Annotated in this window: 24 protein-coding genes and 1 pseudogene; 17 read left to right on the top strand and 8 right to left on the bottom strand. The window is 71.5% G+C overall.

Translation table 11 applies throughout. From position 1 onward, the window contains the following. Window positions 1–28: 28 nt before the first annotated feature. Window positions 29–2,473 (bottom strand): beta-L-arabinofuranosidase domain-containing protein, encoded by a 2,445-nt coding sequence (locus OHS17_RS03675; RefSeq protein ID WP_330311030.1) that lies wholly within the window; start codon window positions 2,471–2,473, stop codon window positions 29–31. A 512-nt stretch (window positions 2,474–2,985) separates the two neighbouring features. On the opposite strand from OHS17_RS03675, the gene OHS17_RS03670 reads away from it, so the two are divergent. The 7 genes from OHS17_RS03670 (at window position 2,986) to OHS17_RS03640 (ending at window position 10,632) form a co-directional block, all read left to right on the top strand. Beyond that, window positions 2,986–4,074 carry an ABC transporter substrate-binding protein gene (locus OHS17_RS03670; RefSeq protein ID WP_018106234.1) on the top strand — a complete coding sequence of 363 codons (1,089 nt, stop codon included), beginning with the start codon at window positions 2,986–2,988 and terminating at the stop codon, window positions 4,072–4,074. Between the two features lie 118 nt (window positions 4,075–4,192). Beyond that, window positions 4,193–5,848 (top strand): sugar ABC transporter ATP-binding protein, encoded by a 1,656-nt coding sequence (locus OHS17_RS03665; RefSeq protein WP_330311029.1) that lies wholly within the window; start codon window positions 4,193–4,195, stop codon window positions 5,846–5,848. Continuing rightward, the gene (locus OHS17_RS03660; RefSeq protein WP_330311028.1) at window positions 5,845–6,819 is read left to right on the top strand and encodes an ABC transporter permease; all 975 of its coding nucleotides are present in this window, start codon (window positions 5,845–5,847) and stop codon (window positions 6,817–6,819) included. The genes OHS17_RS03665 and OHS17_RS03660 overlap by 4 nt, the downstream gene beginning before the upstream one ends. Then, window positions 6,816–7,880: an ABC transporter permease gene (locus OHS17_RS03655; RefSeq protein ID WP_161208169.1), complete on the top strand. Its 1,065-nt coding sequence runs from the start codon at window positions 6,816–6,818 to the stop codon at window positions 7,878–7,880. Before OHS17_RS03660 ends, OHS17_RS03655 begins: the two co-directional genes overlap by 4 nt. Window positions 7,881–7,980: 100 nt before the next feature. Continuing rightward, window positions 7,981–9,015 carry a LacI family DNA-binding transcriptional regulator gene (locus OHS17_RS03650; RefSeq protein WP_026171938.1) on the top strand — a complete coding sequence of 345 codons (1,035 nt, stop codon included), beginning with the start codon at window positions 7,981–7,983 and terminating at the stop codon, window positions 9,013–9,015. Between the two features lie 95 nt (window positions 9,016–9,110). Beyond that, a complete protein-coding gene (locus OHS17_RS03645; protein ID WP_330311027.1) occupies window positions 9,111–10,193 on the top strand; it encodes an aldose epimerase family protein in 1,083 nt (360 codons plus the stop codon). 70 nt (window positions 10,194–10,263) lie between these two features. Beyond that, on the top strand, window positions 10,264–10,632 hold the full coding sequence (locus OHS17_RS03640) for an ArsR/SmtB family transcription factor (protein WP_330311026.1): 369 nt from the start codon (window positions 10,264–10,266) through the stop codon (window positions 10,630–10,632). A 151-nt stretch (window positions 10,633–10,783) separates the two neighbouring features. Here the strand turns inward: OHS17_RS03640 and OHS17_RS03635 are convergent, their stop codons facing one another. From OHS17_RS03635 to OHS17_RS03615, 5 genes and pseudogenes are all read right to left on the bottom strand, one after another. Continuing rightward, the gene (locus OHS17_RS03635; protein WP_051083973.1) at window positions 10,784–10,963 is read right to left on the bottom strand and encodes a hypothetical protein; all 180 of its coding nucleotides are present in this window, start codon (window positions 10,961–10,963) and stop codon (window positions 10,784–10,786) included. A gap of 70 nt (window positions 10,964–11,033) precedes the next feature. Further along, window positions 11,034–11,724 (bottom strand): annotated as a pseudogene (locus tag OHS17_RS03630) (HAD family hydrolase). 72 nt (window positions 11,725–11,796) lie between these two features. Then, window positions 11,797–12,489, bottom strand: coding sequence for a phosphatase PAP2 family protein (locus tag OHS17_RS03625; RefSeq protein WP_330311025.1), 693 nt, complete (start codon window positions 12,487–12,489; stop codon window positions 11,797–11,799). Window positions 12,490–12,552: 63 nt separating this feature from the next. Then, the gene (locus tag OHS17_RS03620) at window positions 12,553–13,488 is read right to left on the bottom strand and encodes a M56 family metallopeptidase (RefSeq protein WP_330311024.1); all 936 of its coding nucleotides are present in this window, start codon (window positions 13,486–13,488) and stop codon (window positions 12,553–12,555) included. Window positions 13,489–13,574: 86 nt separating this feature from the next. Then, a complete protein-coding gene (locus OHS17_RS03615; RefSeq protein ID WP_330311023.1) occupies window positions 13,575–14,168 on the bottom strand; it encodes a DUF5134 domain-containing protein in 594 nt (197 codons plus the stop codon). Between the two features lie 232 nt (window positions 14,169–14,400). On the opposite strand from OHS17_RS03615, the gene OHS17_RS03610 reads away from it, so the two are divergent. Then, the gene (locus OHS17_RS03610) at window positions 14,401–14,955 is read left to right on the top strand and encodes a GNAT family N-acetyltransferase (protein ID WP_330311022.1); all 555 of its coding nucleotides are present in this window, start codon (window positions 14,401–14,403) and stop codon (window positions 14,953–14,955) included. 10 nt (window positions 14,956–14,965) lie between these two features. Here OHS17_RS03610 and OHS17_RS03605 read toward each other — a convergent pair whose 3' ends face one another. Continuing rightward, window positions 14,966–15,649 carry a glycerophosphodiester phosphodiesterase gene (locus OHS17_RS03605; protein WP_330311021.1) on the bottom strand — a complete coding sequence of 228 codons (684 nt, stop codon included), beginning with the start codon at window positions 15,647–15,649 and terminating at the stop codon, window positions 14,966–14,968. A gap of 252 nt (window positions 15,650–15,901) precedes the next feature. On the opposite strand from OHS17_RS03605, the gene OHS17_RS03600 reads away from it, so the two are divergent. From OHS17_RS03600 to OHS17_RS03590, 3 genes are read left to right on the top strand one after another with little or no spacing between them, the layout of a single operon-like run. Further along, entirely contained in the window at window positions 15,902–17,299 is a 1,398-nt protein-coding gene (locus OHS17_RS03600; protein ID WP_026171940.1) for a DUF6421 family protein, read from the top strand. A gap of 26 nt (window positions 17,300–17,325) precedes the next feature. Then, window positions 17,326–18,093 carry an SDR family NAD(P)-dependent oxidoreductase gene (locus OHS17_RS03595; protein ID WP_330311020.1) on the top strand — a complete coding sequence of 256 codons (768 nt, stop codon included), beginning with the start codon at window positions 17,326–17,328 and terminating at the stop codon, window positions 18,091–18,093. Further along, a complete protein-coding gene (locus OHS17_RS03590; protein ID WP_018106250.1) occupies window positions 18,072–19,154 on the top strand; it encodes a threonine aldolase family protein in 1,083 nt (360 codons plus the stop codon). The genes OHS17_RS03595 and OHS17_RS03590 overlap by 22 nt, the downstream gene beginning before the upstream one ends. A 58-nt stretch (window positions 19,155–19,212) precedes the next feature. Here the strand turns inward: OHS17_RS03590 and OHS17_RS03585 are convergent, their stop codons facing one another. Further along, window positions 19,213–19,935 (bottom strand): lysophospholipid acyltransferase family protein, encoded by a 723-nt coding sequence (locus OHS17_RS03585; RefSeq protein WP_161208160.1) that lies wholly within the window; start codon window positions 19,933–19,935, stop codon window positions 19,213–19,215. Window positions 19,936–20,154: 219 nt separating this feature from the next. Between OHS17_RS03585 and OHS17_RS03580 the strand changes: the two genes are divergently transcribed. The 6 genes from OHS17_RS03580 to OHS17_RS03560 all read left to right on the top strand — a co-directional run bounded on the left by OHS17_RS03580 (window position 20,155) and on the right by OHS17_RS03560 (window position 24,664). Beyond that, window positions 20,155–20,481: a TlpA family protein disulfide reductase gene (locus tag OHS17_RS03580; protein ID WP_330311019.1), complete on the top strand. Its 327-nt coding sequence runs from the start codon at window positions 20,155–20,157 to the stop codon at window positions 20,479–20,481. A 9-nt stretch (window positions 20,482–20,490) separates the two neighbouring features. Continuing rightward, window positions 20,491–20,634, top strand: coding sequence for a putative leader peptide (locus OHS17_RS33860; protein WP_383746509.1), 144 nt, complete (start codon window positions 20,491–20,493; stop codon window positions 20,632–20,634). Window positions 20,635–20,677: 43 nt separating this feature from the next. After that, window positions 20,678–21,184, top strand: a complete 507-nt coding sequence (locus OHS17_RS03575; protein WP_330311018.1) for a flavin reductase family protein — start codon at window positions 20,678–20,680, stop codon at window positions 21,182–21,184. A 202-nt stretch (window positions 21,185–21,386) separates the two neighbouring features. Then, the gene (locus OHS17_RS03570) at window positions 21,387–22,172 is read left to right on the top strand and encodes an electron transfer flavoprotein subunit beta/FixA family protein (RefSeq protein WP_161207171.1); all 786 of its coding nucleotides are present in this window, start codon (window positions 21,387–21,389) and stop codon (window positions 22,170–22,172) included. Between the two features lie 59 nt (window positions 22,173–22,231). Further along, window positions 22,232–23,194 (top strand): electron transfer flavoprotein subunit alpha/FixB family protein, encoded by a 963-nt coding sequence (locus OHS17_RS03565; RefSeq protein ID WP_330311017.1) that lies wholly within the window; start codon window positions 22,232–22,234, stop codon window positions 23,192–23,194. Window positions 23,195–23,365: 171 nt separating this feature from the next. Beyond that, window positions 23,366–24,664, top strand: coding sequence for a DUF6986 family protein (locus tag OHS17_RS03560; protein ID WP_330311016.1), 1,299 nt, complete (start codon window positions 23,366–23,368; stop codon window positions 24,662–24,664). The last annotated feature ends 7 nt before the right edge of the window (window positions 24,665–24,671 follow it).

Below are 24,671 nucleotides of genomic sequence, written 5' to 3'. Positions count from 1 at the left end.
GTATGGGGGAGGCGCGGGGCGCCGGGAATCAGACGAGCTGCCAGAGGTGGTCGTCGGTGCCGTTGTCGTCGTACTGCACGACATGGGCGCTGTCGGCCGTGGACATGTTGTCGACGCCGAGGACCTTGCCGGAGTGGCGGTTGCGGATGCGGTACCAGCCGCCGCCGTCCGGGACGAGCTGCCAGAGGTGGTCGTCGGTGCCGTTGTCGTCGAACTGGACGACATGGGCGCTGTTGTCCATCGACATGTTGTCGACGCCGAGGACCTTGCCGGAGTGATGGTTGCGGATGCGGTACCAGCCGTCGCCCTCCGCGACCAGCCGCCAGTCGTGGTCGTCGGTGCCCGTGTCCCCGAACTGCACGACGTGCGCGCTGTTGGCGGTGGACATGACGTCGACGCCCAGGACCTTGCCGGAGTTGCGGTTGCGGATGCGGTACCAGCGGTCCGCGAGCCACGGCTCCGCGGCCGGGTCCGTGGTCGGGAACGAGGTGATCCGCAGCCGGGCCGCCCCCATCGGGACGAGGGTCACGTCCTCCACCGGCTCGGTGCTGCGGGCCGGGGAGTCCTGGAGCGGGGCCACCACGTGCTCGTCGTCGGCCGTCCACTCCGGGATGCGGCGCGCCTTCGCGGTGATGGACAGCGGGGTGCCGTCGAGCGTGAAGGGGTTGCCGGCCTTCACCCGGCGCGCGCTGTGGTGGCGCAGGGACGCGGCGGGCTTCTTCGCGTCCAGGACGAGCCCGTAGTTCCACGCGCCGGTCGCGTGGACCGCGTACTCCGGGAACTGGTCGCTGCCGCCGATGCGCTCGTACGTCTCGCCGATGCGCAGTGAGTACGTGAGCGGGCCGTGGTCCACGCTCACGGAGGCCCGGTTGTCCGCCCAGGTACGCACGGTGGTGCGCTGCGGGAAGCGCAGGGTGACCCGGTCCCCGTCGGCCCAGGTGCGGTCGATCCGGGTGAAGGCGGGGCCCGCGGGGGCGTCGACGCGCCGCCCGTTCACCGCGATCTCGGGGGCGTCGCACCAGGCCGGGACGCGCAGCACCAGCGGGAAGGCCAGCCGCTTGGGGGCCTTCAGGGTGAGGGTGACCGCGTCCGTGAAGGGGTAGTCCGTCTCCTCGGTGAACGTGACCTCGGCGCCGTCGGCGACCTTGGCGGTCACCTGGCAGGCGGCGTACATGGCGGCGGCCAGGCCCCCGTCGGGGGTGGCGAGCCACAGCTCCTCGGTGAAGTAGGGCCAGCCCATGCCGTAGTTGTGCGGGCAGCAGCGGTACTGGTCGACGCCGGGCAGGAACGCCTGCATGGCGAACCCGTTCTGGAACTGGCGCTCCGACTTGGGCACGTTGTCCAGGTCGACGCTGTTGGCGCTGGTGATGTAGTGGATCGCCCTGCCCGAGGGGTCGAGCGAGGCGGGCAGCGAGTTGAACGCCAGCTCCTCGCAGCGGTCGGCCCACAGCGGGTCGCCGGTGATCCGGGTCAGCAGCTGGTGGCTGGCCATGAACTCCACGATGCCGCAGGTCTCGAAGCCCTGGCGGGGGTCGCCGTGCCCGGGCCGCGCGTTCTCGTCCCCGGCGAACCCGCCTCCGGGGAACTGCCCGTACTGGTCCATGGCCTTGCCGTACGTCCCGTACGTGTCCCGGGTGTCCTGCGCCGAGCCGCTGCGCAGCGCGTACTGGGCGGGCTCGCGGAAGCCCTGGGCGATGTTCACGTTGTGCGGGTTGACCAGGTTGTCGCCCCAGTCGGCGCCGTACGTGTGGATCTTGTCGGCGAGGTCGAGCAGGAAGGCGTCGCCGGTCCGGTTGTACAGCCAGAAGACGCTGTCCAGGCCGTCGCCCCAGCGCAGGGCGATCCAGCTGGTGTTGAAGGCGCCGGGGCCCTGGGCGTTCATGTACCGGAAGAAGCGGCTCAGGAAGGGGATGATCCGGGCGTCCCCGGTGTACTCCTGCCAGGAGCGCAGCGCCTGCACCAGCGGCAGGAACGGCCAGAAGTCCGGGCCGCCGTTCAGCGAGGTGCGCAGTGCCTTCGGGCCGAAGAACCCGTCGGACTGCTGGGTGGCCAGGATCGCGTCGAACCAGCGGCGCACCGAGGCCAGCGCCGTCGCGTCGCCGGTGACGATCGCCAGGTCGGTGTAGCCGCGCAGCCAGTACGGGACCTCCTCCCAGCCGCCGAGTTCGGGGCGGACCCAGCCGGTGGCCGAGAAGTCGAGGAAGTGCGAGAACTCCTCGTACCGGCCGCACAGGCCGTCCAGCTGGAGCTTCAGCTGTCCGGCGAGCCAGCCGCGCGCGGTGACCTTGCCGGGCGGCAGCTTCAGGAAGGCGGTGGGGTGCAGGGGCGCGGCGTTGGGGGAGTAGTGCCCGCCGCGCGCGGGCCGCACCCGGTGCTCGGCGGCGGTCGCGGTGGCCGACCAGCGGCCGGCCGCGGTGGTGGCGGCGACGGTGGCGAGCGCGGCGGTCACGAGCTGTCTGCGGTTCAGGGGCATGGGGGAGGGCTCCTGCTCTGCCGGACATGCAACTCCGGCTTGGGAATGCGCATGACAAGAGAGGGTGCTGTCACGGCGCGGCCGCACGGTCCGGCCGCGCGCATGACGAAGAGCGCCTTCGCGATCCGTACGGAGCGCGCGGCTTCTTTCTGCAACGTTGGAAAATGGGGTTCCGGCGGTATGACAGCACGCCGTCAGGCGACTGTCCAGAGGTGCGACGGCATCGTCCGGGTCCGGGCGCCGGAGCCGGACGAAGTGGCTGCGACACATTTTGGAAACGCATCGACCACGCTCTTGCCGCCCGTGCCGCGCCGCCTATATAACGTTGTAAACCGAGCCGCCGAGAGGCCGCGCAGGCTCTCACGACCGCAGTTTGTGCAGCTAGGGGCCGTCTCCTAGCGGGGCCGTGAGTGCAGTGACATCAGCCGCCGCGCAGCGGCCGATGCATCGTCCAGCCATGACCGACCGCACGCCCTTCGGCGTGCCGTCATCCCGCCAAGGAGCTCCCGCGCATGATGATCCAGCGTCGATCCCGTACCCTCGCCGTGGCCTGCGTCCTCGCCGCCACCGCCACGCTGGCCGTTTCCGGCTGCTCCAAGTCGGAGGGCTCGGACAACAACGCGAGCAGCGACAGCAGCCAGGCAGCACAGGCGGCCAAGACCCCCGAGTCCTCGTCCGGTTCGGGCTGCTCGCTGCAGAGCTACGGCGCGCCCAAGCTCGACCTGAAGAACGCGGTGGTCGGCTTCTCCCAGTCGGAGAAGGAGGCCAACCCCTTCCGTATCGCCGAGACCCAGTCCATCAAGGACGAGGCGAAGAAGATCGGCGTCAAGAAGCTGCTCACCACCAACGCCCAGTCGCAGCTGTCCAAGCAGATCAGCGACATCCAGGACATGCTCGCCCAGGGCGCCCAGTTCCTCATCGTCGCCCCGCTGAACTCGGACGGCCTGGAGCCGGCCCTCAAGGCCGCCGCCGCCAAGAAGGTCCCGGTCCTCACCGTCGACCGCAAGCTCAACGCCACCGCCTGCAAGGACTACGTGGCCTTCCTGGGCTCCGACTTCGTGGAGCAGGGCAAGCGCGCCGCCGACGCGATGATCAAGTCGACCGGCGGCAAGGGCAAGGTCGCCATCCTCCTCGGTTCGTCGGGCAACAACGTCACCACCGACCGCACCAAGGGCTTCGTGGACCAGCTCAAGGCCAAGGCCCCCGACATGGAGATCGTCGCCCAGCAGACCGGTGAGTTCGCCCGCGACAAGGGCCAGCAGGTCACCGAGCAGCTGATCCAGTCCAAGCCCGGCATCACCGCCATCTACGCGGAGAACGACGAGATGGGCCTCGGCGCCGTCACCGCGGTGAAGGCCGCCGGCAAGAAGCCCGGCAAGGACATCAAGATCGTCTCCGTCGACGGCACCCGCAACGCCGTCCAGGCCATCGTCAACGGCGAGTACAACGCCGTCATCGAGTCCAACCCGCGCTTCGGCCCGCTGGCCTTCGCGACCGCCCAGAAGTTCTACGGCGGCGAGGAGATCCCCGAGAACGTCATCATCAGCGACCGCTCGTACGACGAGTCCAACGCCAAGTCCACGGTCGGCAACGCTTTCTGATCCCGGCCGGCCCCATCTGCCCGTACCGGCTCCGTCGGTTCACCGCCGCCGTGGCGCTCCCCCGTCACGGCGGCCACCGGGCCCCCATCCTTGGAAGAGCGGAAGGCCAAGACCAGCCATGGCACCACCCGAAGCAGTACCGCAGCCGCCGGAGCCGGCCGCCGACGTGAAGGAGAGCAGCGCGACCGGAACGGCCCTCGCGGACGAGCCCGGCGCGGCACCCGCCGTCCTGGAGGCGCGCTCGGTCAGCAAGCGGTTCCCGGGCGTCGTCGCCCTCGACGGAGTCTCCTTCTCCCTGCGCGCCGGCGAGACCCACGCCCTGGTGGGGGAGAACGGAGCCGGGAAGTCCACCCTCATCAAGGTGCTGACCGGCGTCTACCGCCCCGACGAGGGCGAGCTGCGGCTGGCCGGCCGACAGGTCGTCTTCGCCCGGCCGTTCGAGGCGCAGGAGGCCGGGATCTCCACGATCTACCAGGAGGTGAACCTCGTCCCGCTGATGAGCGTGGCGCGCAACATCTTCCTCGGCCGTGAACCCAAGAACCGCTTCGGCCTGATCGACTTCCCGCGGATGTACCGCGAGGCGAGCGAACTGCTCGGCGGCTTCGGCGTCCGCGTCGACCCGAAGCGCCCCCTGCACACCCTGGGCATCGGCACCCAGCAGATGGTCGCCATGGCCCGCGCGGTCTCCGTGAACGCCCAGGTCGTCATCATGGACGAGCCCACCTCCTCGCTGGAGCCCCGCGAGGTCGAGACCCTCTTCCGGGTGATCGAGGACCTGCGCGGACGCGGCATCGCCGTCCTCTACGTCAGCCACCGCATGGACGAGCTGTACCGGATCTGCGACCGGGTCACCGTCCTGCGCGACGGCAAGCACATCCACACCGGCGACCTCGCCGACCTCGACCGGATGCAGCTCGTCTCGATGATGCTCGGCCGCGACATGGCCGAGGTGCGCCGCGAAGGACTCACCAACTTCGACTCCGAGGGCCACGAGGCCGCGCGCACCCCCGTCCTCACCGCCACCGGCCTCTCCCGCGACCACCAGCTGCACGACATCTCCCTCGACCTGTACGCGGGTGAGGTCATGGGCCTCGGCGGACTCCTCGGCTCCGGGCGCAGCGAAACCGCGAAGGCCATCGCCGGAGCGCTCTCCCTGGACTCCGGCGAGGTGAGCATCGCCGGCCGCACCCTGCGCCGCCTCACCTCGGCCGGTGCCATCCGGGCCGGGATCAGCCTGCTGCCCGAGGACCGCAAGGCCGAGGGCATCGTGCCCGGCCTCTCGGTCCGCGAGAACATCGTGCTGGCCGCGATGCCCCGGCTCTCCCGCGCCGGCATCGTCTCCCGCGCCAAGCAGGACCGCATTGTCGACATCTTCATGAAGCGACTCAGGATCAAGGCGGCGAGCCCCGAGCAGAAGGTCGGCGAGCTCTCCGGCGGCAACCAGCAGAAGGTGCTGCTGGCCCGCTGGCTCTGCCTGGAACCCAAGGTCCTGCTCCTCGACGAACCCACCCGGGGCATCGACGTCGGCGCCAAGGCCGAGGTCCAGAGCCTCATCGACGACCTCGCCCGCGAGGGCCTGGCCGTCCTGCTCATCTCCTCCGACATCGAGGAACTGATCGAGGGCGCCGACCGGATCGTCGTCCTGCGCGGCGGAGCGGTCGCGGGCGAACTGGCGGGCGACGAGGTGGCGGAGAGCCATCTGCTCGAAGTGCTCGCCGACCACTCACCGGCTGCCGCGGACAAGGCGCCGGCCGCGAAGGAGGACCCCCGATGACCCAGGCCGCAGTCACCACCCCCGCAGTCCGGCCGCTCGCCCGGCTGCGCGACCCCGCCTGGTACCAGGAGTACGGCGTCTACCTCGCCGTCGCGGTCGTCCTCGTCTTCAACGCCCTGTTCACCGAGCACTTCATGACGGTGGACAACCTGCGCACCCAGCTCGTCCAGGTCGCCCCGATCGTCATCGTCGCCCTCGGCATGGCGCTCGTCATCGGCACCGAGGGCGTCGACCTCTCCGTCGGCTCGACCATGGCCGTGGCCGCCGCGCTGCTGCCGCTCTACCTCGGCTACGGACTGGTCCCCGCGCTCGTCATGGCGCTGCTCGCCGGGGCCCTCGTCGGAGCGGTCAACGGCACCCTGGTCTCGCTCGTCGGCCTCCAGCCGATCGTCGCCACACTCGCCCTGTTCGTCGGCGGCCGGGGCCTCGCCCTGGTCATGGCGGACAGCCAGCTCAAGCAGATCGTCAACCCCGACCTGCTGTCCCTGGGCACCGGCTCCTTCCTCGGCATCCCGCTGGTCGTCCTCATCGCCGGTGTCCTCGCCGTCGCCGTGGCCTTCCTCGTCACCCGGACCACCTTCGGCCGCCAGGTCGTCGCCATCGGCGGCAACCGCTCCGCGGCCGCCCTGGCCGGACTGCCCGTGCGGCGGGTGCTCATCGGGGTGTACGTGCTCTGCGGAGTGCTCGCCGCCCTCGCCGGAGTCCTGGCCACCGCCCGGCTCACCGCCAGCGACCCGTCCTCGCTCGGCACCCTCATGGAACTCTCCGCCATCACGGCGGTCGTGGTGGGCGGCACCCCGCTCAACGGCGGCTCCATCCGGGTCCTCGGCACCGTCGCCGGCGCTTTGCTGATGCAGCTGCTGCGGGCCACCCTCATCAAGCACGACCTGCCCGACTCCACCGCACAGATCGCCCAGGCGGCCATCATCATCGCCGCCGTCTACGTCGCCCGGGAGCGTCGGTCCCGATGAACGAAACCTCACCTGCCCCGGCGGCCTCCGCCCCGGCCCCGCGCAAGACCCCCGCCGCCTCCGGCGCCACCACGCCGGCGCCCGGTGCCGGATCACCGCGCACGACCGGCGGGCGGATCGCCGAACTCCTGCAACGCCAGGGCGTCCTGGTCGTCCTCCTGACGGTCGTGATCGTCGCGTCCTTCATCTACCCGACGACGTTCTCCACCCTGGACAACGCCCGCGGGGTGACCGTCCAGGCATCGTTCCTGGCCATCGTCGCGCTCGGGATGACCATGGTCATCATCACCGGCGGCATCGACCTCTCCGTCGGGTCCGTCTTCGCCCTGGGCGGGGTGCTCGCCGCCTGGGCCTCCCAATGGGGCATCCTGCCCGCCCTGTTGATCCCACTCGTGGTGTGCGGCGCGATCGGCCTGCTCAACGGCTTCCTCGTGGCCCGCGCCGGAATGGCCCCGTTCATCGTCACGCTCGCCACCCTCCTCGGGGCGCGCGGGCTGCTCCTCGCGATCACGGACGAGGGCGCCACCACCTACCTGGTGCCCAAGGACTCGGCCTTCGCGGAACTCGGCCAGGGCGCGATCTGGGGCTTCGGCTACCCGATCTTCATCGCCCTCGCGCTGTTCGGCCTCGGCGGACTCCTCCTCCAGCGCACCTCGTTCGGGCAGTCGATCTTCGCCGTCGGCGGCAGCAGTGACGCGGCCACCCTGATGGGCCTGCCCGTCGCCCGTACGAAGATGCTCGTCTACACGCTCAGCGGACTGCTGGCCGGGCTGGCCGGCGCGCTCAACGCCGCCCGGCTCTCCTCCGGCGTCACCATCCTCGGCGTGGGCATGGAGCTCGACGCGATCTCCGCCGTCGTCATCGGCGGCACCCTCCTCATCGGCGGCGCCGGCTCCATCAGCGGAACGCTCTGGGGCGTCCTGCTCCTTCAGGTCATCCAGAACCTGATCAACCAGATCGGCTCGCTGAACTCCTCGTACCAGTCGGTCGTCAGCGGCGGCTTCCTTATCGTTGTCGTCGTGGCCCAGCGCTATCTGGCGCGCAGCCGCAGAACCACCTGAACCGGTGCCGGGGCCCCACGGCCCCGGCACCGTTCGAGCCGAACCGGCGGGAGCCGGGCCACCGCGCCTCACCGCGCGACAAGTCGATTCAGGGAGTGCCGTGGGCGTCAGCCTCAAGGACGTTGCGCAACGGGCGGGCGTGTCCATCAAGACCGTGTCCAACGTGGTGAACAACTATCAGCACGTCACACCGAAGATGCGCGCCAAGGTGCAGCAGGCCATCGATGAGCTCGGCTACCGGCCGAACCTCACCGCCCGTCATCTGCGCAAGGGCCGCACCGGGATCATCGCGCTCGCCGTCCCCGAGTTCGGCAACCCGTACTTCGCGGAGCTGGCCGGCGCGGTGGTCGACGCCGCCGCCCGGCACGACTACACCGTGCTGGTCGACCACACCGGCGGACTGCGCGAGAAGGAACTCCTCGTCAGCCAGGGGTTCCGGTCCCACGTCATCGACGGGCTCATCCTCAGCCCGATCCACCTGGAGACCGAGGACCTGATGGCGCGTACCGAGACCGCGCCCCTGGTCCTGCTCGGCGAGCGCGAGTACGAGGCCCCGTACGACCACATCGCCATCGACAACGTCGCCGCGGCGCGCGAGGCCGTACGCCACCTCGTCGAGCTCGGCCACCGCCGGATCGCCTTCCTCGGCTCCCGTACCGGCCGCGAACGCCAGCCCGCCCACCTCCGGCTGCGCGGCTGGCGCGAGGAGCTGGCCGCCTCCGGGATCGAGCCCGACGAGGCGCTGGTCGTCGTCACCGACGGCTACGGCCGCGAGGACGGGGCCTCCGGCATGGCCGCGCTGCTTGACCGGGGCGAGCGCCCCGACGCCGTCTTCGCGTACAACGACCTCATCGCCATTGGCGCCATGCGCACCCTGACCGCACGCGGCCTGCGCATCCCCGAGGACGTCGCCGTCGTCGGCTTCGACGACATCGAGGAGAGCCTCTACGGCGCGACCACGCTCACCACCGTGGCGCCCGACAAGGAGGCCATCGCCCGGCTCGCTGTCGACAGCCTGGTCGAGCGCCTGTCCGGCGAGCCGGTCGCGGAGCCCAGGCGGCCCCGGCCCGGCTACCGGCTCGTCGTCCGCGAATCCACCGTTCCCCGGCCCGCCGCCGGACCGGCGGCACCGTAGCCACGGGCCGGACTCCCCGCCACCCCTGGGGAGTCCACCGCCCACAGCCCGCCCGTCCGGCCGCTCCGGCCTTCCGATCGCCCCAAGGATCATTGATGCCTCGCCCCACCGTGCACAGCAAACCGTTCGGCGCCCACGGGCCCACGGACGTCGACATCTGGACGCTCGACTCCGGCACCGGAGTCCGGGCCGAGATCCTCACCTACGGCGGCATCCTGCACCGGCTCACCGTGCCCGACACCGCCGGCACCCCGGCCTCGGTCGTCCGCTCGCTGCCCGCCCTCGACCACTACACGGGCAAGAACCCGTTCTTCGGCGCCCTCGTCGGCCGCTACGCCAACCGCATCGCGCACGGCAGGTTCACCCTCGACGGCACGGACCACCAGGTCCCCGCCACCGACCGGGGCCACGCCCTGCACGGCGGGCCCGACGGCTTCCACACCCGGATCTGGCGGGCCGAGGCCACCACCACGGACGAGGCGGCCGTCCTGCGGCTCACGCTGCACAGCCCCGACGGCGACATGGGCTTCCCCGGCGCGCTGGCCGTGGCCGTGACGTACACCCTCGACACGGCCGGCACCCTCGCGCTCGACTACGAGGCCACCACCGACCGCGCCACCGTCGTCAACCTCACCAACCACGCCTACTTCGACCTGACCGCCCGGGGCGACATCCTCGGCCACACCCTCCAGGTGGACGCGGGGCACTACCTCCCCGTGGACGAGGAGGGCATCCCCGAGAGCCCCGCCGCACCCGTCGCCGGCACCCCGTTCGACCTGACCGGGCCGCAGATCCTCGCGGATCGGATCGCCCTGCCCGACGAACAGCTGCGCCGGGCGGGCGGGTTCGACCACTGCTGGGTCCTCGACGGCGCCGATTCACCGGCCGCTCCCCGCCGCGCCGCCCGCCTCACGGCACCCGGCGGCGCGCGCGTCATGGAGGTGTGGACCACCGAACCGGGCATCCAGGTCTACACCGCCAACCAGCTGGACGGCACCCTCGCCGACCCCGACGGCGGCCACCACGAGCGCCACAGCGCCGTCTGCCTGGAGACCCAGCACCTCCCCGACTCGCCCAACCGCCCCGACCAGCCGGCCACCGTGCTGCGCCCCGGCGAACACTTCCGCAGCCGCACCGAGTACCGCTTCCCGCACCTGGCGGCGGTCCCGCAGGAGTGAGGGGGAGTCGAATTACGACGAGTCTCGTAGTATGGGAGCCCCGGACGGAGCGACGATACGGAGAGCGACCGTGACCCCTGCCAGCACCACCGAACCGGCAGCGGGCGCGCGCACCCTGCCCCACCCGGCCCGTGAGGAGATCCGGCTCGAAGCGGTCCTGCACGCGCTCTCGGACCCGGTGCGGCTGTGCGTCGTACGCGAACTGGCCGCCGCCGAGGCCGAGCTCACCTGCTCCTGCTTCGACCTGCCGGTCACCAAGTCCACGACCACGCACCACTTCCGGGTGCTGCGGGAGAGCGGCATCGTCCAGCAGACCTACCGGGGCACGTCCAAGATGAACGGGCTGCGCCGGGACGACCTGGACGCGCTGTTCCCCGGGCTGCTCGACCGCGTCCTCGAAGCGGCGGCCTGCCAGGCGGTGCGCCTCGGCGAGGGCTGAGGGGCGCGCTGAGGGGCGGGCCCGCCACCGTACGGCCCGGGCACATCACGGACCGTAATACTTCATTGACCGATCAGCCGCGACGGGACATGCTGTACCCCCGCCACGGACCGGTTCCGGCGACGCAGGGGATCGCCGGAGCCGGGACGTCTCAGAACGCCGGCCGCTCGCCGCCCCCGGTCGCCGCGGCCCACTCGACCAGCAGACGCTGGTACTGCTCCTCGTCCTCCGGGGACAGGTGACCGCCCGAACGCCGCCACAGGTCGCGAATGTCTTCATTCACCACTGCTGCGGGGCGTACGGAATCGGACGGGCACGGAGTCGGGGACATGTTCTCCAGGCTAAGGCCACGATGTGACAATCCGACCCATTGCGCGTCAGGGACATCTCTCACATGTGTCTCAGGCAACCTTCTCGGTCAGTCCGAGCTCCCGCAGGCCGTCGGGCCGTTCATTCACCGGCAGGTGGCGTACGAAACGCACCTCGCAGCCCAGCGCCGCTGCCCCGCCGGTCGTCGCCGACCATCACCACATCCGTCGGATCCTGTCCGAGAAGTGTGCAGGCGGTGCGAAAGAGGCGTGCGTCCGGCTTCTGGATGCCGTGCTCGAAGGAGAGGACGTACGCGTCCACATAGCGGTCCAGGCCGTGCGCGCGGAAGACGGGGCGCAGGTCCCAGCCGATGTTGCTGACGACCCCGATCCGGACCCCGGCCGCGCGCAGCCCCTCCAGCACCTCCGCCGCGTCCGGGTAGGGGAGCCAGGCGTCCGGGCGCAGATGCCGGTCGTACAGCGCGTCGTACAGACCGGGGTCGGGCAGGGCGACCTGGCGGGCCAGACCGGTGTACACCGCGCGATGCAGCTCGGCGCTCTCGTCGCGGTGCGGCCAGCCGTCCGCCAGCTCCTCGGGCATCCGCTGGGGACTGGATCCCCCCGGCAGCGCGCCGAACGCCTCCAGCTCCGCCGCGTACCGTTCGAACGCTGCCTCGTCCACGCGCACCCCCCGCTCGGCGAGGGTCGCGGCGAGCCAGGAACGGACCGGCTCGATCCGGAACAGCGTCCCGGAGAAGTCGAAGAGGGCACCCTTGATCGGCATGGCACCGATCCTCGCCGAACCGGCGGGCCCCGGGCAAGGGCGCCTGTCCGGTGGCCGCGGCCCCCTGCCTGGTCAGGGGCTCCGGCGGGCGGGCGCGGCGGGGCACCAGCGGTCGGAGCCCCGGATCGCGAAGGCGGTCAGCGCGGCCCCGAGGAGCCACCCGCCCAGCACGTCGGACGGCCAGTGCACGCCCAGGTACAGCCGGGTGAGCCCGACCCCGAGCACCGAGACGGCCGCCGCGCCCACCGCCGCCCGCCACACCCCGCGCCGCACACCGGACCGGTGCAGCAGCCACAGCAACAGCCCGCAGCTCACCGTCGCCGTCATCGCGTGCCCCGAGGGGTAGGCCGCGTAGTGGGCGGAGTCCACCGGGGCCGTCCACTGCGGCCGGTCCCGGCCGACGGCGGCCTTGACGCCCTGCTGGACGAGCGCCGAAAGCAGCGTCGTCCCCGCCACCCACACCGCGAGCGGCCGGGCCCCGCGCCACCACAGGGTCACCACCGCGACGGCGATCAGCGCGCGGAACGTCCACGGGTCCCACAGCCAGTCCGTCAGCAGCCGGTTGACATGGACGAGGCCGGGCTCGGTCACCGCCCGCCGGTGCAGCGCCTCCGCGATCCGCTCGTCCAGGTCCACGAGCGGCCGCCACCGGGCGACCACCAGCGCGGTCACCGCGCCGCCGAGCACCGCGCAGACCGCGCCCGTCCGCGAGAGGTGCGAAACGGCGCGGACCCGGCCGACGGGGGAGAGCAGCGGAATGTGCATGGCCCGATCCTCGCCGACGGGCGCCCCCTCCGGCCGTTTCAGCGCGCCCGAAGAACCCGTTCGCTACTTCAGCGCGCTGAGCCCCGGGACGAACGCCACCAGCAGCGGGACCACGGGCACCAGGGCCGCCGCCGCGGTCAGCCGCAGCCGCCGTCCGGCCGTGAGCCTGCCCGCCGGGGCCAGCAGCCGGTTCACCCGCAGTGGCAGTTCCGCGTCCGCGGCCGAGGACGGGCCGAACACGCCCCGGTCCTCGTTGAGTTCGACCAGGGCGAGGGCGATCGTCAGCCGGCCGAAGCGCCGTGACGCCACATCGTCGGCGGCCAGCTCGACCAGCCGGTGCATCTCGTTGCGGAAGGCCGCGAACACCGGCACCTGCGGGAAGCCGGTGGCCAGCGCCTCCGAGCAGTTGAGCAGCCAGTCGTGCCGGGCCTGCGCGTGACCCTGCTCATGGGCCAGGACCGCGTCGAGCTGGCGTCCCTTCAGCCGCCCCAGCGCGGCCGTGGTGATGACGAGTTGGGGCGCGGACCCCGGCAGCCACCAGGCGTCGGGCCGCTCGCCCTCCAGCACGACCAGCCGCCCGGACCCCGGCTCCTCGCCGGGCATCAGCGGGGCGCGCACCAGGAGTTCGGACCGCCGCTGCCTGCGCCGCAGCTGCGCCCGGCGGATCTCCCGGGCCAGCATGGCGGCCGTCCACACCCCGCCGAGGGCCAGCAGCACCGCCATCACGGCCGACCACGCCCCGTGGCCCGCGAGCGCGTACGCCTCCACGACGGCGTGCGGCGCGGGCGCGAAGACATGACCCCGTACCGCCTGCCAGGCGGTCGCCGCGCTGAACGTCATGGAGAGGGCGAAGGACAGCAGCACCGCGGCCACCACGCACTGCCACACCCACAGCGCCACCACCGGCTCGCGCTCGGGCCACTCGGCCCGCGCCATCAGGCGCGGGGTCACGACGGCGGCCACTGCACCGAGCAGCAGCAGCGCTAGGGAGACCCACATGGCGTCAGCCTATGAGGGCCGCGCCACACACGGATATGGCTCCGCGCGCCAAGTGACGCACACCACGAAAGGCGGCCCTTCCCGTCTCACAGGGTGAGCAGCATCGCGAACATGGCTATGCCCATGGTCAGCCGGCACGCCAGCGCCAGCTCCGGTCGCGCCCCCCAGCCCCCGGGCGAGGGCCCGCCGCCGGCGGCCGCCGCGGCCACCGGCACCAGCCGGGCGCCCGAGCGCAGCACGTACACCGCGTAGTAGACGAGGAGCAGCCCCGTGAGCAGGGGTATGCCGCCCGCCCCGGCCATGCTGTGCGACCCCATCGCGTGCGAGACATGGCCGCCGCCGTGCCCGCCCGCCCCGGCCCGGGCCATCACCACCGCCATGTAGACCATCGCGCCGGAGCCGACCAGATGGTGCAGATGGTGTCCGCTGCGCCGGGAGAACCACAGCGCCCGCAGCGCCGCGACCCCGAAGAACACCGCGTACGCGCCCCATCCCCACGCGGGCGGGGCGACGGCGGCCGCCGGGACCGCCATCGCGGCCATGCCGAAGCCCATCAGCGCCTCGGCCCGCGCGGCTCTGCGCTCCTCGGCGCTCCCCGTACGGGTGCGCAGCAAGCAGTACGAGCCCGTCACCGCGCACAACGCCATCAGCAGCCATCCGGACATCGCCGGTCCGTGCACAGCGGCCCTCCCCCCGGGCGAACGACATCGCCGTCGCCCAGAAGATGCCCGGGGCCGGACACCCGTACGCGGCGCACGGAGGTACTGGGGGAGCGCGCGACGGGAGTGTTTCCGTGATGCGCCCGGTGTGCGCCCCCGCGCGCCCCGTGAGGACCGCCGGGAGCCCCGGCGCCGCCCTCGGAGTTACGCTGCTCCGGCACCGCCCCCGCACAGAATCCGGAGACACCCCGCCATGGACACCGCCCCGCCCCGGGACACGGGAGAGCTGACGTTCCGCGACGCCACCGAAGCGGACATCCCCGCGCTCGTCGAGCTGATCGAGTCGGCGTACCGGGGCGACAGCAGCCGCACCGGCTGGACCACCGAGGCGGACATCCTCCAGGGGCAGCGCACCGACCCGCAGGGCGTGCGCGCGGTGGTCGAGAGCCCGGGCAGCCGGCTGCTCGTGGTGGAGCGCGACGGCGCGCCCGTCGCCTGCTGCCAGCTGGAGCACCGCGGCGAGGCCGCGTACTTCGGCATGTTCGCGGTCCGCCCCGCGCTCCAGGGCGCCGGCCTCGGCAAGGTGATCATCGCCGAGGCCGAGCGCACCGTCCGGGAGGGCTGGGGCGTGCGGGAGATGCACATGACCGTGATCTCCGTCCGCGAGGAGCTCATCGCCTGGTACGAGCGCCGGGGCTACCGCCGCACGGGCAAGCTGTCCCCGTTCCCGTACGGCGACGACCGCTTCGGCATCCCCCAGCGCGACGACCTGGCCTTCGAACTGCTGGTCAAGGAGCTCGAAGGCTGACCGACAGGCCCTAGGCGGGGGCGCCGCCCCCGCGCTGGATGTCGGGGTGGTCGGTGGTCACGCCGTCGAGCCCCAGTCCCTCGGCCAGCCGCAGCTGCTGCTGGGTGTTGACCGTCCAGCCGAAGACCGTCAGCCCCTCGGCGTGGGCCTTCTCGACCAGTTCCCGCGTGATGCGCCGGATGTTCAGGATGAGCCGGGTCGCGCCCACCGCCTTCGCGCGGTCCAGCAGGTCCCCGCCCCAGCGGCTGGCCACCAGCGCCGTCCGCACGCCGGGGACCAGCTGCGCGATCTCGGCGATCGCCTCGTCGTGGAACGAGATCACCTCGACGCGCTCCACCAGCTCGCGCTCGTGCATGACCCGGGCCAGGGTACGGGCCGCGGCCACGTCCTTGATCTCCGCCTGGAGCGGGGACCGCACGGCGTCCAGGACCTCCTCGAAGACGGGCACCCGCTCGCCCAGGCCCGCGTCGAGCGCGCGCAGCTCGGCGAGCGTCTTCTCCGCGATCGGACCTTCGCCGTCGGTCGTACGGTCCACCTCCGCGTCGTGCATGACGGCCAGCGCGCCGTCCTTGCTCAGATGCAGGTCCAGCTCGATGAGGTCCACGCCGTCCTTCTCGGCGCGGACGAACGAGCGCAGGGTGTTCTCCGGCTCGAAGCCCGGCGCTCCGCGATGACCGATCGTGAGAATGGACAAGGCCCGCTCGCTTCCGTCGACGCTCGGTTCCCCCGGCAGCCTAGTGGCCCCGCAACGCCGTACGGGGGAGGGGCGGGCCCGGCTGCGCAGCGCCGCGCGAAACCCCCGAAGAAGCCGCGACAGCGGCGTACCACAGGAAAAATGACGGTGACCATGGGGGTCGGCAGGATAATTTCCACAATCCCACTTGTCCCGGGGACTCGCACGCGGATACGGTGGACAGACGCGAGGTTCTCCCGTGGAGGAAGTGTGATGACGGAAATTCTTGTGCACGACGCCGCATCCGGCGACATAGCTGCCGCCCCACGGGTGATCGAGCACCCGGCCTGGCCCGCGCTCAAGAACGCCGTGGAGGAGATCCGTCCCTGGCAGTCGAAGGACGGTTCCATCGACTTCGACGCCGAGGGCGCTCCCGCCCCGGCGCTCGCCGAGGCCGCCGTGGAGCGGGTCATCGGCGCCGTCGAGGAGCTGTCCCCGCTGCTGCCGCACGACGCCGCGTACCACCGCGCCCTCGTGAAGGACCTGCGCAGCTGGGTGGGCGGCGGTTTCGACGTCCCCGACTTCCTGGACTCCCTGCTGGCCTTCCAGCCGGCCAAGGGGCGCGCCGACGGCCTCCAGCACCTGGTCGTCTTCGCCATGTACACCCAGAACGGCAACCCGGACCGCAATCTCGAAGCGGTCGTGCTGCGGATGGTCTGGCCCGACTGGCTCGCCGAGCTGGAGGCCAGCCGCTACGACAACCCGCTGTTCTGCGGCATCACCTTCGAGGACTTCACCTCCGGCTACGACACCAACTCCGCGGTGCTCTTCCCGGAGACCATCGCCGTCCGCGAGGCCCCCGAGCGCTTCAGCTGGGGCGGCATCTTCTGCGACCGCGAGGCCGCCCGCTTCCGCCGCGTCACCGAGGCGGCCGTCGACCTCCTCGGCGTCGAGCTGCCCGACGACATCCGCGCGATGATCAGCGACCAGCAGCGCTGCGAGCAGGCGTTCGTGCTCTGGGACATGGTTCACGACCGCACCCACAGCCACGGCGACCTGCCGTTCGACCCCTTCATGATCAAGCAGCGCCAGCCGTTCTGGATGTACGGCCTGGAGGAGCTGCGCTGCGACCTCACCGCCTTCAAGGAGGCCGTGAAGCTGGAGGCCGAGGGCAATCCGCACGGCCGCGACGTGCAGTACGCCGTGCTCTTCGACCGGATGTTCCGCTTCCCGGTCACCGGCGAGCGCGTCCGCAACTACGACGGCCTCGGCGGCCAGCTCCTCTTCGCGTACCTGCACAAGCACGATGTGGTCCGCTGGACCGACAACACGCTCCGGATCGACTGGGAGCGCGCCCCGCAGGTCACCAACCAGCTCTGCGCCGAGATCGAGAAGCTGTACCGGGACGGCATCGACCGCCCCAAGCTGGTCCACTGGTTCGCCGCGTACGACCTGGTCTCCACCTACCTCGCGCCGCACCCCGGCTCCCGCTGGGCCAAGGGCCCCGACGCCCTGGACCTCTCCCAGCCGCCGCGGAAACTCGTGGACGACGTGCTTCCGGACGAGTTTCCCCTGAGCATGTTCTATGAGGCCCTCTCCAAGAAGCTGAAGAGCGTGATCGCCTCGGCCAAGGGCATCACCGGCTCGGACACGGGGAAGGCTGCCGCGTGAGCACAGGTCCCAAGGAGGCGGAGGCCATGAACGGAACAAGCACGGGCGACGCGGACGGCGCGCTCGAAGGCGCCGTGGTCGCCGTCGCGGGAGCCGCCGGACCGGCCGGACGGGCCACGCTGCTGCGGCTCGCCGAGGCGGGCGCGGTCGTCGTCGCGTCGGACTCCCACCCCGCCCGGCTCGCCGAAGCCGTCGACGCGGCGCGCTACGCCCACGGCGGCGCGACCGTCACGGGCGACACCGTCGACCTGCTCGACCTCGGCGCCACCCGGGAATGGGCGGACAAGACGGAGAAGGAGTTCGGCCGCGTCGACGGCGTCGTCCACCTCGTGGGCGGATGGCGCGGCAGCGCGACCTTCGGCGAGACCGACCCCGCCGACTGGACGCTGCTGGAGAAGCTGCTGATCCGCACGGTGCAGAACACCTCGCTGGCCTTCCACGACTGCCTGCTGCGCAGCGACCGGGGCCGCTTCCTGCTGACCAGCGCGGCGGGCGCGAGCAAGCCCACCGCGGGCAACGCCGCCTACGCCGCCGCCAAGGCCGCCGCCGAGGCGTGGACCCTCGCCCTCGCCGACTCCTTCCGCAAGGCGGGGGGCGAGGACGGCCCGCGCAGCGCGGCTGCGATCCTGGTCGTGAAGGCACTGGTGCACGACGCGATGCGCGCCGAGCGCCCGAATGCGAAGTTCGCGGGCTTCACCGACGTCACGGACCTGGCCGATGCCATCGCCGGCGTCTGGGACCGGCCCGCCCCGGAAGTGAACGGAAAGCGCCTGTGGCTGACCCCGCAACCGTAAGGACCGACGCGCGTCGCCATCACGACCCGCAGGTCCGCGGTTTCGCCAGTGACAACTACGCGGGGACGCACCCCGAGATCCTCGCGGCGCTCGCCCTCGCCAACGGCGGCCACCAGGTCGCCTACGGCGAGGACGACTACACGGGCCATCTCCAGCGCGTCATGCACAGCCACTTCGGGCCCACCGCCGAGGCGTTCCCGGTCTTCAACGGAACCGGCGCCAACGTGGTGTCGCTCCAGGCCATGACCGACCGCTGGGGCGCGGTCATCTGCGCCGAGTCCGCGCACATCAACGTGGACGAGGGCGGGGCGCCCGAGCGGGTCGGCGGCCTCAAGCTGCTCACCGTCCCCACCGAGGACGGCAAGCTCACCCCGGAGCTCATCGACCGGCAGGCGTACGGCTGGGACGACGAGCACCGCGCCATGCCGCAGGTCGTCTCGATCACGCAGAACACCGAGCTGGGCACCGTCTACACCCCCGACGAGATCCGCGCCATCTGCGAGCACGCCCACGGGCACGGCATGACGGTGCACCTCGACGGCGCCCGCATAGCCAACGCGTCGGCGTCCCTGGACGTGCCCATGCGTACGTTCACCAACACCGTCGGCGTCGACGTGCTGTCCTTCGGCGGCACGAAGAACGGGGCCATCTTCGGCGAGGCCGTCGTCGTCCTGAACCCCGACGCGGTCCGCGCCATGAAGCACCTGCGCAAGCTGTCGATGCAGCTCGCGTCCAAGATGCGCTTCGTCTCCGTGCAGCTGGAGGCGCTGCTCGCGGGCGACCTGTGGCTGCGCAACGCCCGGCACGCCAACGCGATGGCCCAACGGCTCGCCGAGGGCGTGCGCGGGATCGACGGCGTGGAGATCCTCCACCCCGTGCAGGCCAACGCCGTCTTCGCGCGGCTGCCGCACGCGGTCACCGAACGGCTCCAGAAGCGCTTCCGCTTCTACTTCTGGGACGAGCAGGCCGGGGACGTGCGCTGGATGTGCGCCTTCGACACCACGGAGGAGGACGTCGACGCGTTCCTCCTCGCGCTCAAGGAGGAAATGGCCGCCGCCTAGGGCACGGCCCGAATGGCGCCGGGGTGCGGACGGATCGTCCGCACCCCGGCGTGACGTTTCAGCCGCGCTCGCGGACCTCGGCCGGCGTCGGAGCCGTACCGCCCAGGTGCGCGGGCACCCACCACGTGTCACTCGCGTCCTTCGGCCGGACCGGATAGGCCCGCTGCGCCGCTTCGAGGAGCTCCTGCACCCGTTCGCGCAGCCGCCGCGTGATGGCGCCCGCGTACTGGTCGGTGGGGGCCTCCACGGGCTCGCCGACGCGGATGGTGACCGGGATGTGGTTGCGCTTGAAGCTGCGCGGCCGGCCCTTCGTCCAGAGCCGCTGCGTGCCCCACAGCGCCATCGGGATCAGCGGCACCCCGGCCTCCTGCGCCAGGCGCGCGGCACCGGACTTGAAGCTCTTGAGCGTGAACGACTCCGAGATCGTCGCCTCGGGGAACACCCCGACGATCTCGCCGGAGCGCAGCGACTCCAGCGCGTGCGCGTACGCGTCCTCGCCCTGCTTGCGGTCGACGGGAATGTGCTTCATGCCGCGCATCAGCGGCCCCGAGACCTTGTGCCGGAATACCGATTCCTTGGCCATGAAACGCACCAGCCGCTTCTGCGGGAGCGCGGCGAGGCCACTGAAGATGAAGTCCAGATAGCTGATGTGATTGCTGACCAGAACAGCGCCACCGGTCTTCGGGATGTGCTCCGAACCCTGAGTGTCGATCTTCAGGTCGAGCGCCTTGAAAAACGTGCGAGCGGCGCCGATGACCGGCCGATAGACGAGTTCTGCCATCTGGGGAAGACCCTTTCTTCAGCGCCCGCGGAGGTTCTCCCGGCGGAAGTTACGCAGCCGTAGGTTTTCGGCATTGGGGCGATCGTGCCCCATACGGCGACGTGGTGGCCAGTCCCGGCGGCGCCGGGCCGCGAGATTCTCGTCACGTGGGCCGTCCGGGAATGCCCGCGGCGTCGCGGGTGCTGACCCCTTGCGTAGAGCTCTGACAGGAGGCCGAAGGTGGACGGGCAGGCAGGCGCCGAAAGGCTGGACGCGCCACGACTCGGCGCGGAACTGGGGGAGCGGGCCACGCTCGTCCAGTTCTCCAGCGCCTTCTGCCAGCCGTGCCGGGCCACGCGCCGCACCCTCGCGGAGGTGGCCGGAATGGTCGAGGGCGTCGCCCATGTGGAGATCGACGCGGAGGCGCGTCTCGCGCTCGTACGCGACCTCGGCATCAGCCGGACCCCCACCGTGCTGGTCCTCGACGCCGGGGGCCGGATCGTCCGACGCGCCGAGGGACAGCCCCGCACCGTCGACGTCGTCGCCGCCCTCGGCCGGGCGATATGACGGACCGTGATGCTTCTCCCACCTGGTGGGACGCCCTTGACTGCACCGACCGCGCATCGTCAGTCTGACGTTATGCCGTCAGATCCCCTTCTCCATGGCCGGGCGTACATCGACCTCGCCCGCACCGCCGGCGCGTGCTGTCCGGGTGCCTGAGCACCCACGGTCCCGCATTTCCGACGCGCAGAAGGACATCTCCATGACGGCATCACCCGGGCTCGGCGAGACGCGCACGGCATCCCCGGACCTGCTGCGCTCGGTGTTCCGCCGGCATGCCGCCGGAGTGGCCGTGATCACCGCCGCCGGGGAGCGCCCGGTCGGCTTCACCGCCACCTCGCTCAACTCCGTGGCCGCCGAGCCGCCCCTGGTCTCCTTCGGCGTCGGCACCGCGTCCTCCAGCTGGCCGGTGCTGGCCGAGGCCGAGCACGTGGGCGTGCACATACTCGGCGAACACCAGCGGGAGCTGGCCGCCACCTTCGCCCGGAGCGGCGCCGACCGGTTCGGTCCTTCCACCTTTTGGCGCAGCGGTCCGGAGGGCGTTCCGCTGCTGGACGACGTGCTGGCCTGGCTGGTCTGCCGCGTCGTGGCCCGGGTTCCGGCGGGCGACCACCACATCGTGATCGCGCAGGTGGTCGAGGGCGACCCGGTCGGCGGGGGCCGGCCGCTGGTCTATCACCAGGGCCGGTTCACGGCTCTGCGGGACTGACGCGAGGCCCGGGGGTTCCCGGGCGGATCGCGTTGGGCAGATCACAGTGCAGAGCGCTTGCCCCGTGGGCACACGCTGGGTGTACTGGCGAGTAATATGACGGTCGGAGCGTCGGTCGCCCCGACCGGAAAACGCCCCATCAGGCGCCTATGCTGCGTGCAACAAGGCAGCCCGGAAATGACGATGCAGTAGGAGAGCCGGCGTGAGCTTGAGGATCGTTGTCACTGTGAAGTACGTGCCCGACGCGACCGGTGACCGGCATTTCGCCGATGACCTGACGTTGGACCGTGAGGATGTCGACGGTCTGCTGTCGGAGCTGGACGAGTATGCGGTCGAGCAGGCGTTGCAGATCGCGGAGGCGGCTGATGATGCGGAGGTCACCGTGTTGACGGTGGGTCCGGAGGATGCCAAGGACGCGTTGCGCAAGGCGTTGTCGATGGGTGCGGACAAGGCGGTTCACGTCGAGGACGACGATCTGCACGGTACGGACGCGCTGGGTACGTCGCTGGTGCTGGCGAAGGCGATCGAGGAGACCGGGTACGACCTGGTGATCTCGGGGATGGCGTCGACGGACGGCACGATGGGTGTGGTTCCGGCGCTGCTCGCGGAGCGGCTGGGTGTGCCGCAGGTGACGCTGCTGTCGCAGGTGTCGGTCGAGGGCGGTGTGGTGCGTGGCCGTCGTGACGGTGACAGTGCGTCGGAGGAGCTGGAGGCGTCGCTGCCGGCGGTGGTGTCGGTGACCGACCAGTCCGGTGAGGCGCGTTACCCGTCGTTCAAGGGGATCATGGCGGCGAAGAAGAAGCCGGTGAAGTCCCTGGACCTGGACGATCTGGGGATCGACGCGGACGAGGTGGGTCTGGCGGGTGCGTGGAGCGCGGTCGACTCCGCGACCGAGCGTCCGGCCCGTACCGCGGGAACGATCGTGAAGGACGAGGGCGAGGGCGGCAAGCAGCTGGCCGAATTCCTGGCCGGCCAGAAGTTCATCTGATCCCCGGCATTCCGTTCGCCGCCCCCGCCTACTTCGTACACGCAGGAGATTGAAGTCCCATGGCTGAAGTTCTCGTCTATGTCGACCACCTGGACGGTGCCGTCCGCAAGCCCACCCTGGAGCTGCTGACGCTGGCCCGCCGCATCGGCGAGCCCGTCGCCGTCGCGCTGGGCAACGGTGCTGCCGACACCGCCGACGTGCTTGCCGAGCACGGTGCGGTCAAGGTGCTGACCGCCGAAGCGCCCGAGTTCGCCGACTACCTCGTCGTACCGAAGGTGGACGCGCTCCAGGCCGCCTTCGACGCCGTGTCCCCGGTCGCCGTGCTGCTGTCCTCCTCCGCGGAGGCCAAGGAGATCGCGGCCCGCCTCGCAGTCCGTATCGGCTCCGGCATCATCACCGACGCCGTCGACCTCGAGGCCGGCGACGCGGGCCCGGTCGCCACGCAGTCCGCGTTCGCCGCCTCGTACACGACCAAGTCCCGTGTCTCCAAGGGCGTTCCGGTCATCACGGTCAAGCCGAACTCCGCCCCGGTCGAGGCGGCCTCGGCCGCCGGTGCCGTCGAGACCCTCGCGGTCACCTTCTCGGCGCAGGCCACGGGCACGAAGGTGCTGTCCCGTACGCCGCGTGAGTCGACCGGCCGCCCGGAGCTGACGGAGGCCGCGATCGTGGTCTCCGGTGGCCGTGGTGTCAACGGTGCGGAGAACTTCGCGATCATCGAGGCCCTCGCGGACTCGCTGGGTGCCGCGGTGGGTGCCTCGCGTGCCGCCGTGGACGCGGGCTGGTACCCCCACACCAACCAGGTCGGCCAGACCGGCAAGTCCGTCTCGCCGCAGCTCTACATCGCCAACGGCATCTCCGGCGCGATCCAGCACCGGGCGGGCATGCAGACCTCGAAGACGATCGTCGCGGTCAACAAGGACGCCGAGGCCCCGATCTTCGACCTCGTGGACTACGGCGTCGTCGGCGACCTCTTCGCCGTCGTCCCCCAGCTCACCGAGGAGATCAACACCCGCAAGGGCTGATCGCCGGAGGGTTTCGTACGAGCAACGGCCCGGGGCCGCACGGTGAACGCACCGTGCGGCCCCGCGGCGTTCCCGGTCACCGTTGACTCGGATGCGAGCGCCTTATAACTTCACTATACGGATTGTTGTTTCCGGGAAGCGGAAACGGCCGGAGCGTGGAGGGTGCGGACGATGGGTCAGCAGGAGAAGGTGGCGACGAGCCTCGCCGGTGCGGTCAGCGACGGGATCAGCGCGTCCCTCGCACCGGTGGACGCCGAACTCGCCCGCCGCTACCCGGGCGACCCCGGCACCCGCCAGCCCGTGCACACGGTCTACGTACCGGGCGACACCTTCACGGCCGGCACCCTGCGCACCTGGGGCGACGAGGCGCTGAAGGCGCTGGACGAGCACGCCCCCGACGCCGCCGCCCTCGCCGGGGTGCTCGGCATCCCGGACGAGCTGGCCGGGCCCGTCCACGACCGGGTGCGCGCCAAGCTGGAGCGCGAGCCGGTCGAAGACCTGAGGATCGACTTCGAGGACGGCTACGGACCCCGCTCCGACGCCGAGGAGGACGAGGCGGCGGCCCGCGCGGCCCGGCTCGTCTCGGAGGCGTACGCCGACGGCACGGCCGCCCCGTACATGGGCATCCGGATGAAGTGCATGGAAGCCGCCGTCCGTGACCGGGGCATCCGTACCACGGACGTCTTCCTGACCGGCCTCATGCGGGCGGGCGGGCTCCCCCACGGGCTCGTCCTCACCCTGCCGAAGGTGACGTACCCCGAGCAGGTCACCGCCTTCGTCCAGCTCCTCGAAGCCTTCGAGCAGGCGCACGGGCTGCCCGACGGGCGCATCGGCTTCGAGATCCAGATCGAGACCAGCCAGTCCATCCTGGCCGCCGACGGCACCGCCGCCGTGGCCCGCATGATCGACGCGGCCCGGGGAAGGGCGACCGGGCTGCACTACGGCACCTTCGACTACAGCGCCTGCGTCGGCGTCAGCGCCGCGTACCAGGCGAGCGACCACCCGGCCGCCGACCACGCCAAGGCCGTCATGCAGGTCGCCGCCGCGGGCACCGGCGTACGCGTCTCCGACGGCTCCACCAACGTCCTGCCCGTCGGGCCCACCCCGCAGGTCCACGAGGCGTGGCGGCTGCACTACGGCCTCACGCGGCGCGCCCTGGCCCGCGCCTACTACCAGGGCTGGGACATGCACCCGGGTCACCTGCCGACCCGCTACGCGGCCGTCTACACGTTCTACCGCGAGGGTCTGGAGCAGGCCGCCGCCCGGCTCGCCGCGTACGTCGCCAAGGCCGGCGGCGACGTGATGGACGAACCGGCCACCGCCAAGGCGCTCAGCGGCTATCTGCTGCGCGGCATCGACTGCGGCGCCCTGGACACCGACGAGGTGGCGAAGCTGACCGGGCTGACCCGCGCCGACCTCGACGCCTTCGCCTCGCCCCGGCGCGGCACCCTGACGGTCACCGCGCCCTGAGGGGCGT

This window comes from Streptomyces sp. NBC_00523 (genome assembly GCF_036346615.1).
Taxonomy (GTDB): domain Bacteria; phylum Actinomycetota; class Actinomycetes; order Streptomycetales; family Streptomycetaceae; genus Streptomyces.
Note: the sequence above shows the minus strand (reverse complement) of the source record. Positions and strands in the feature narration are given on the sequence as shown.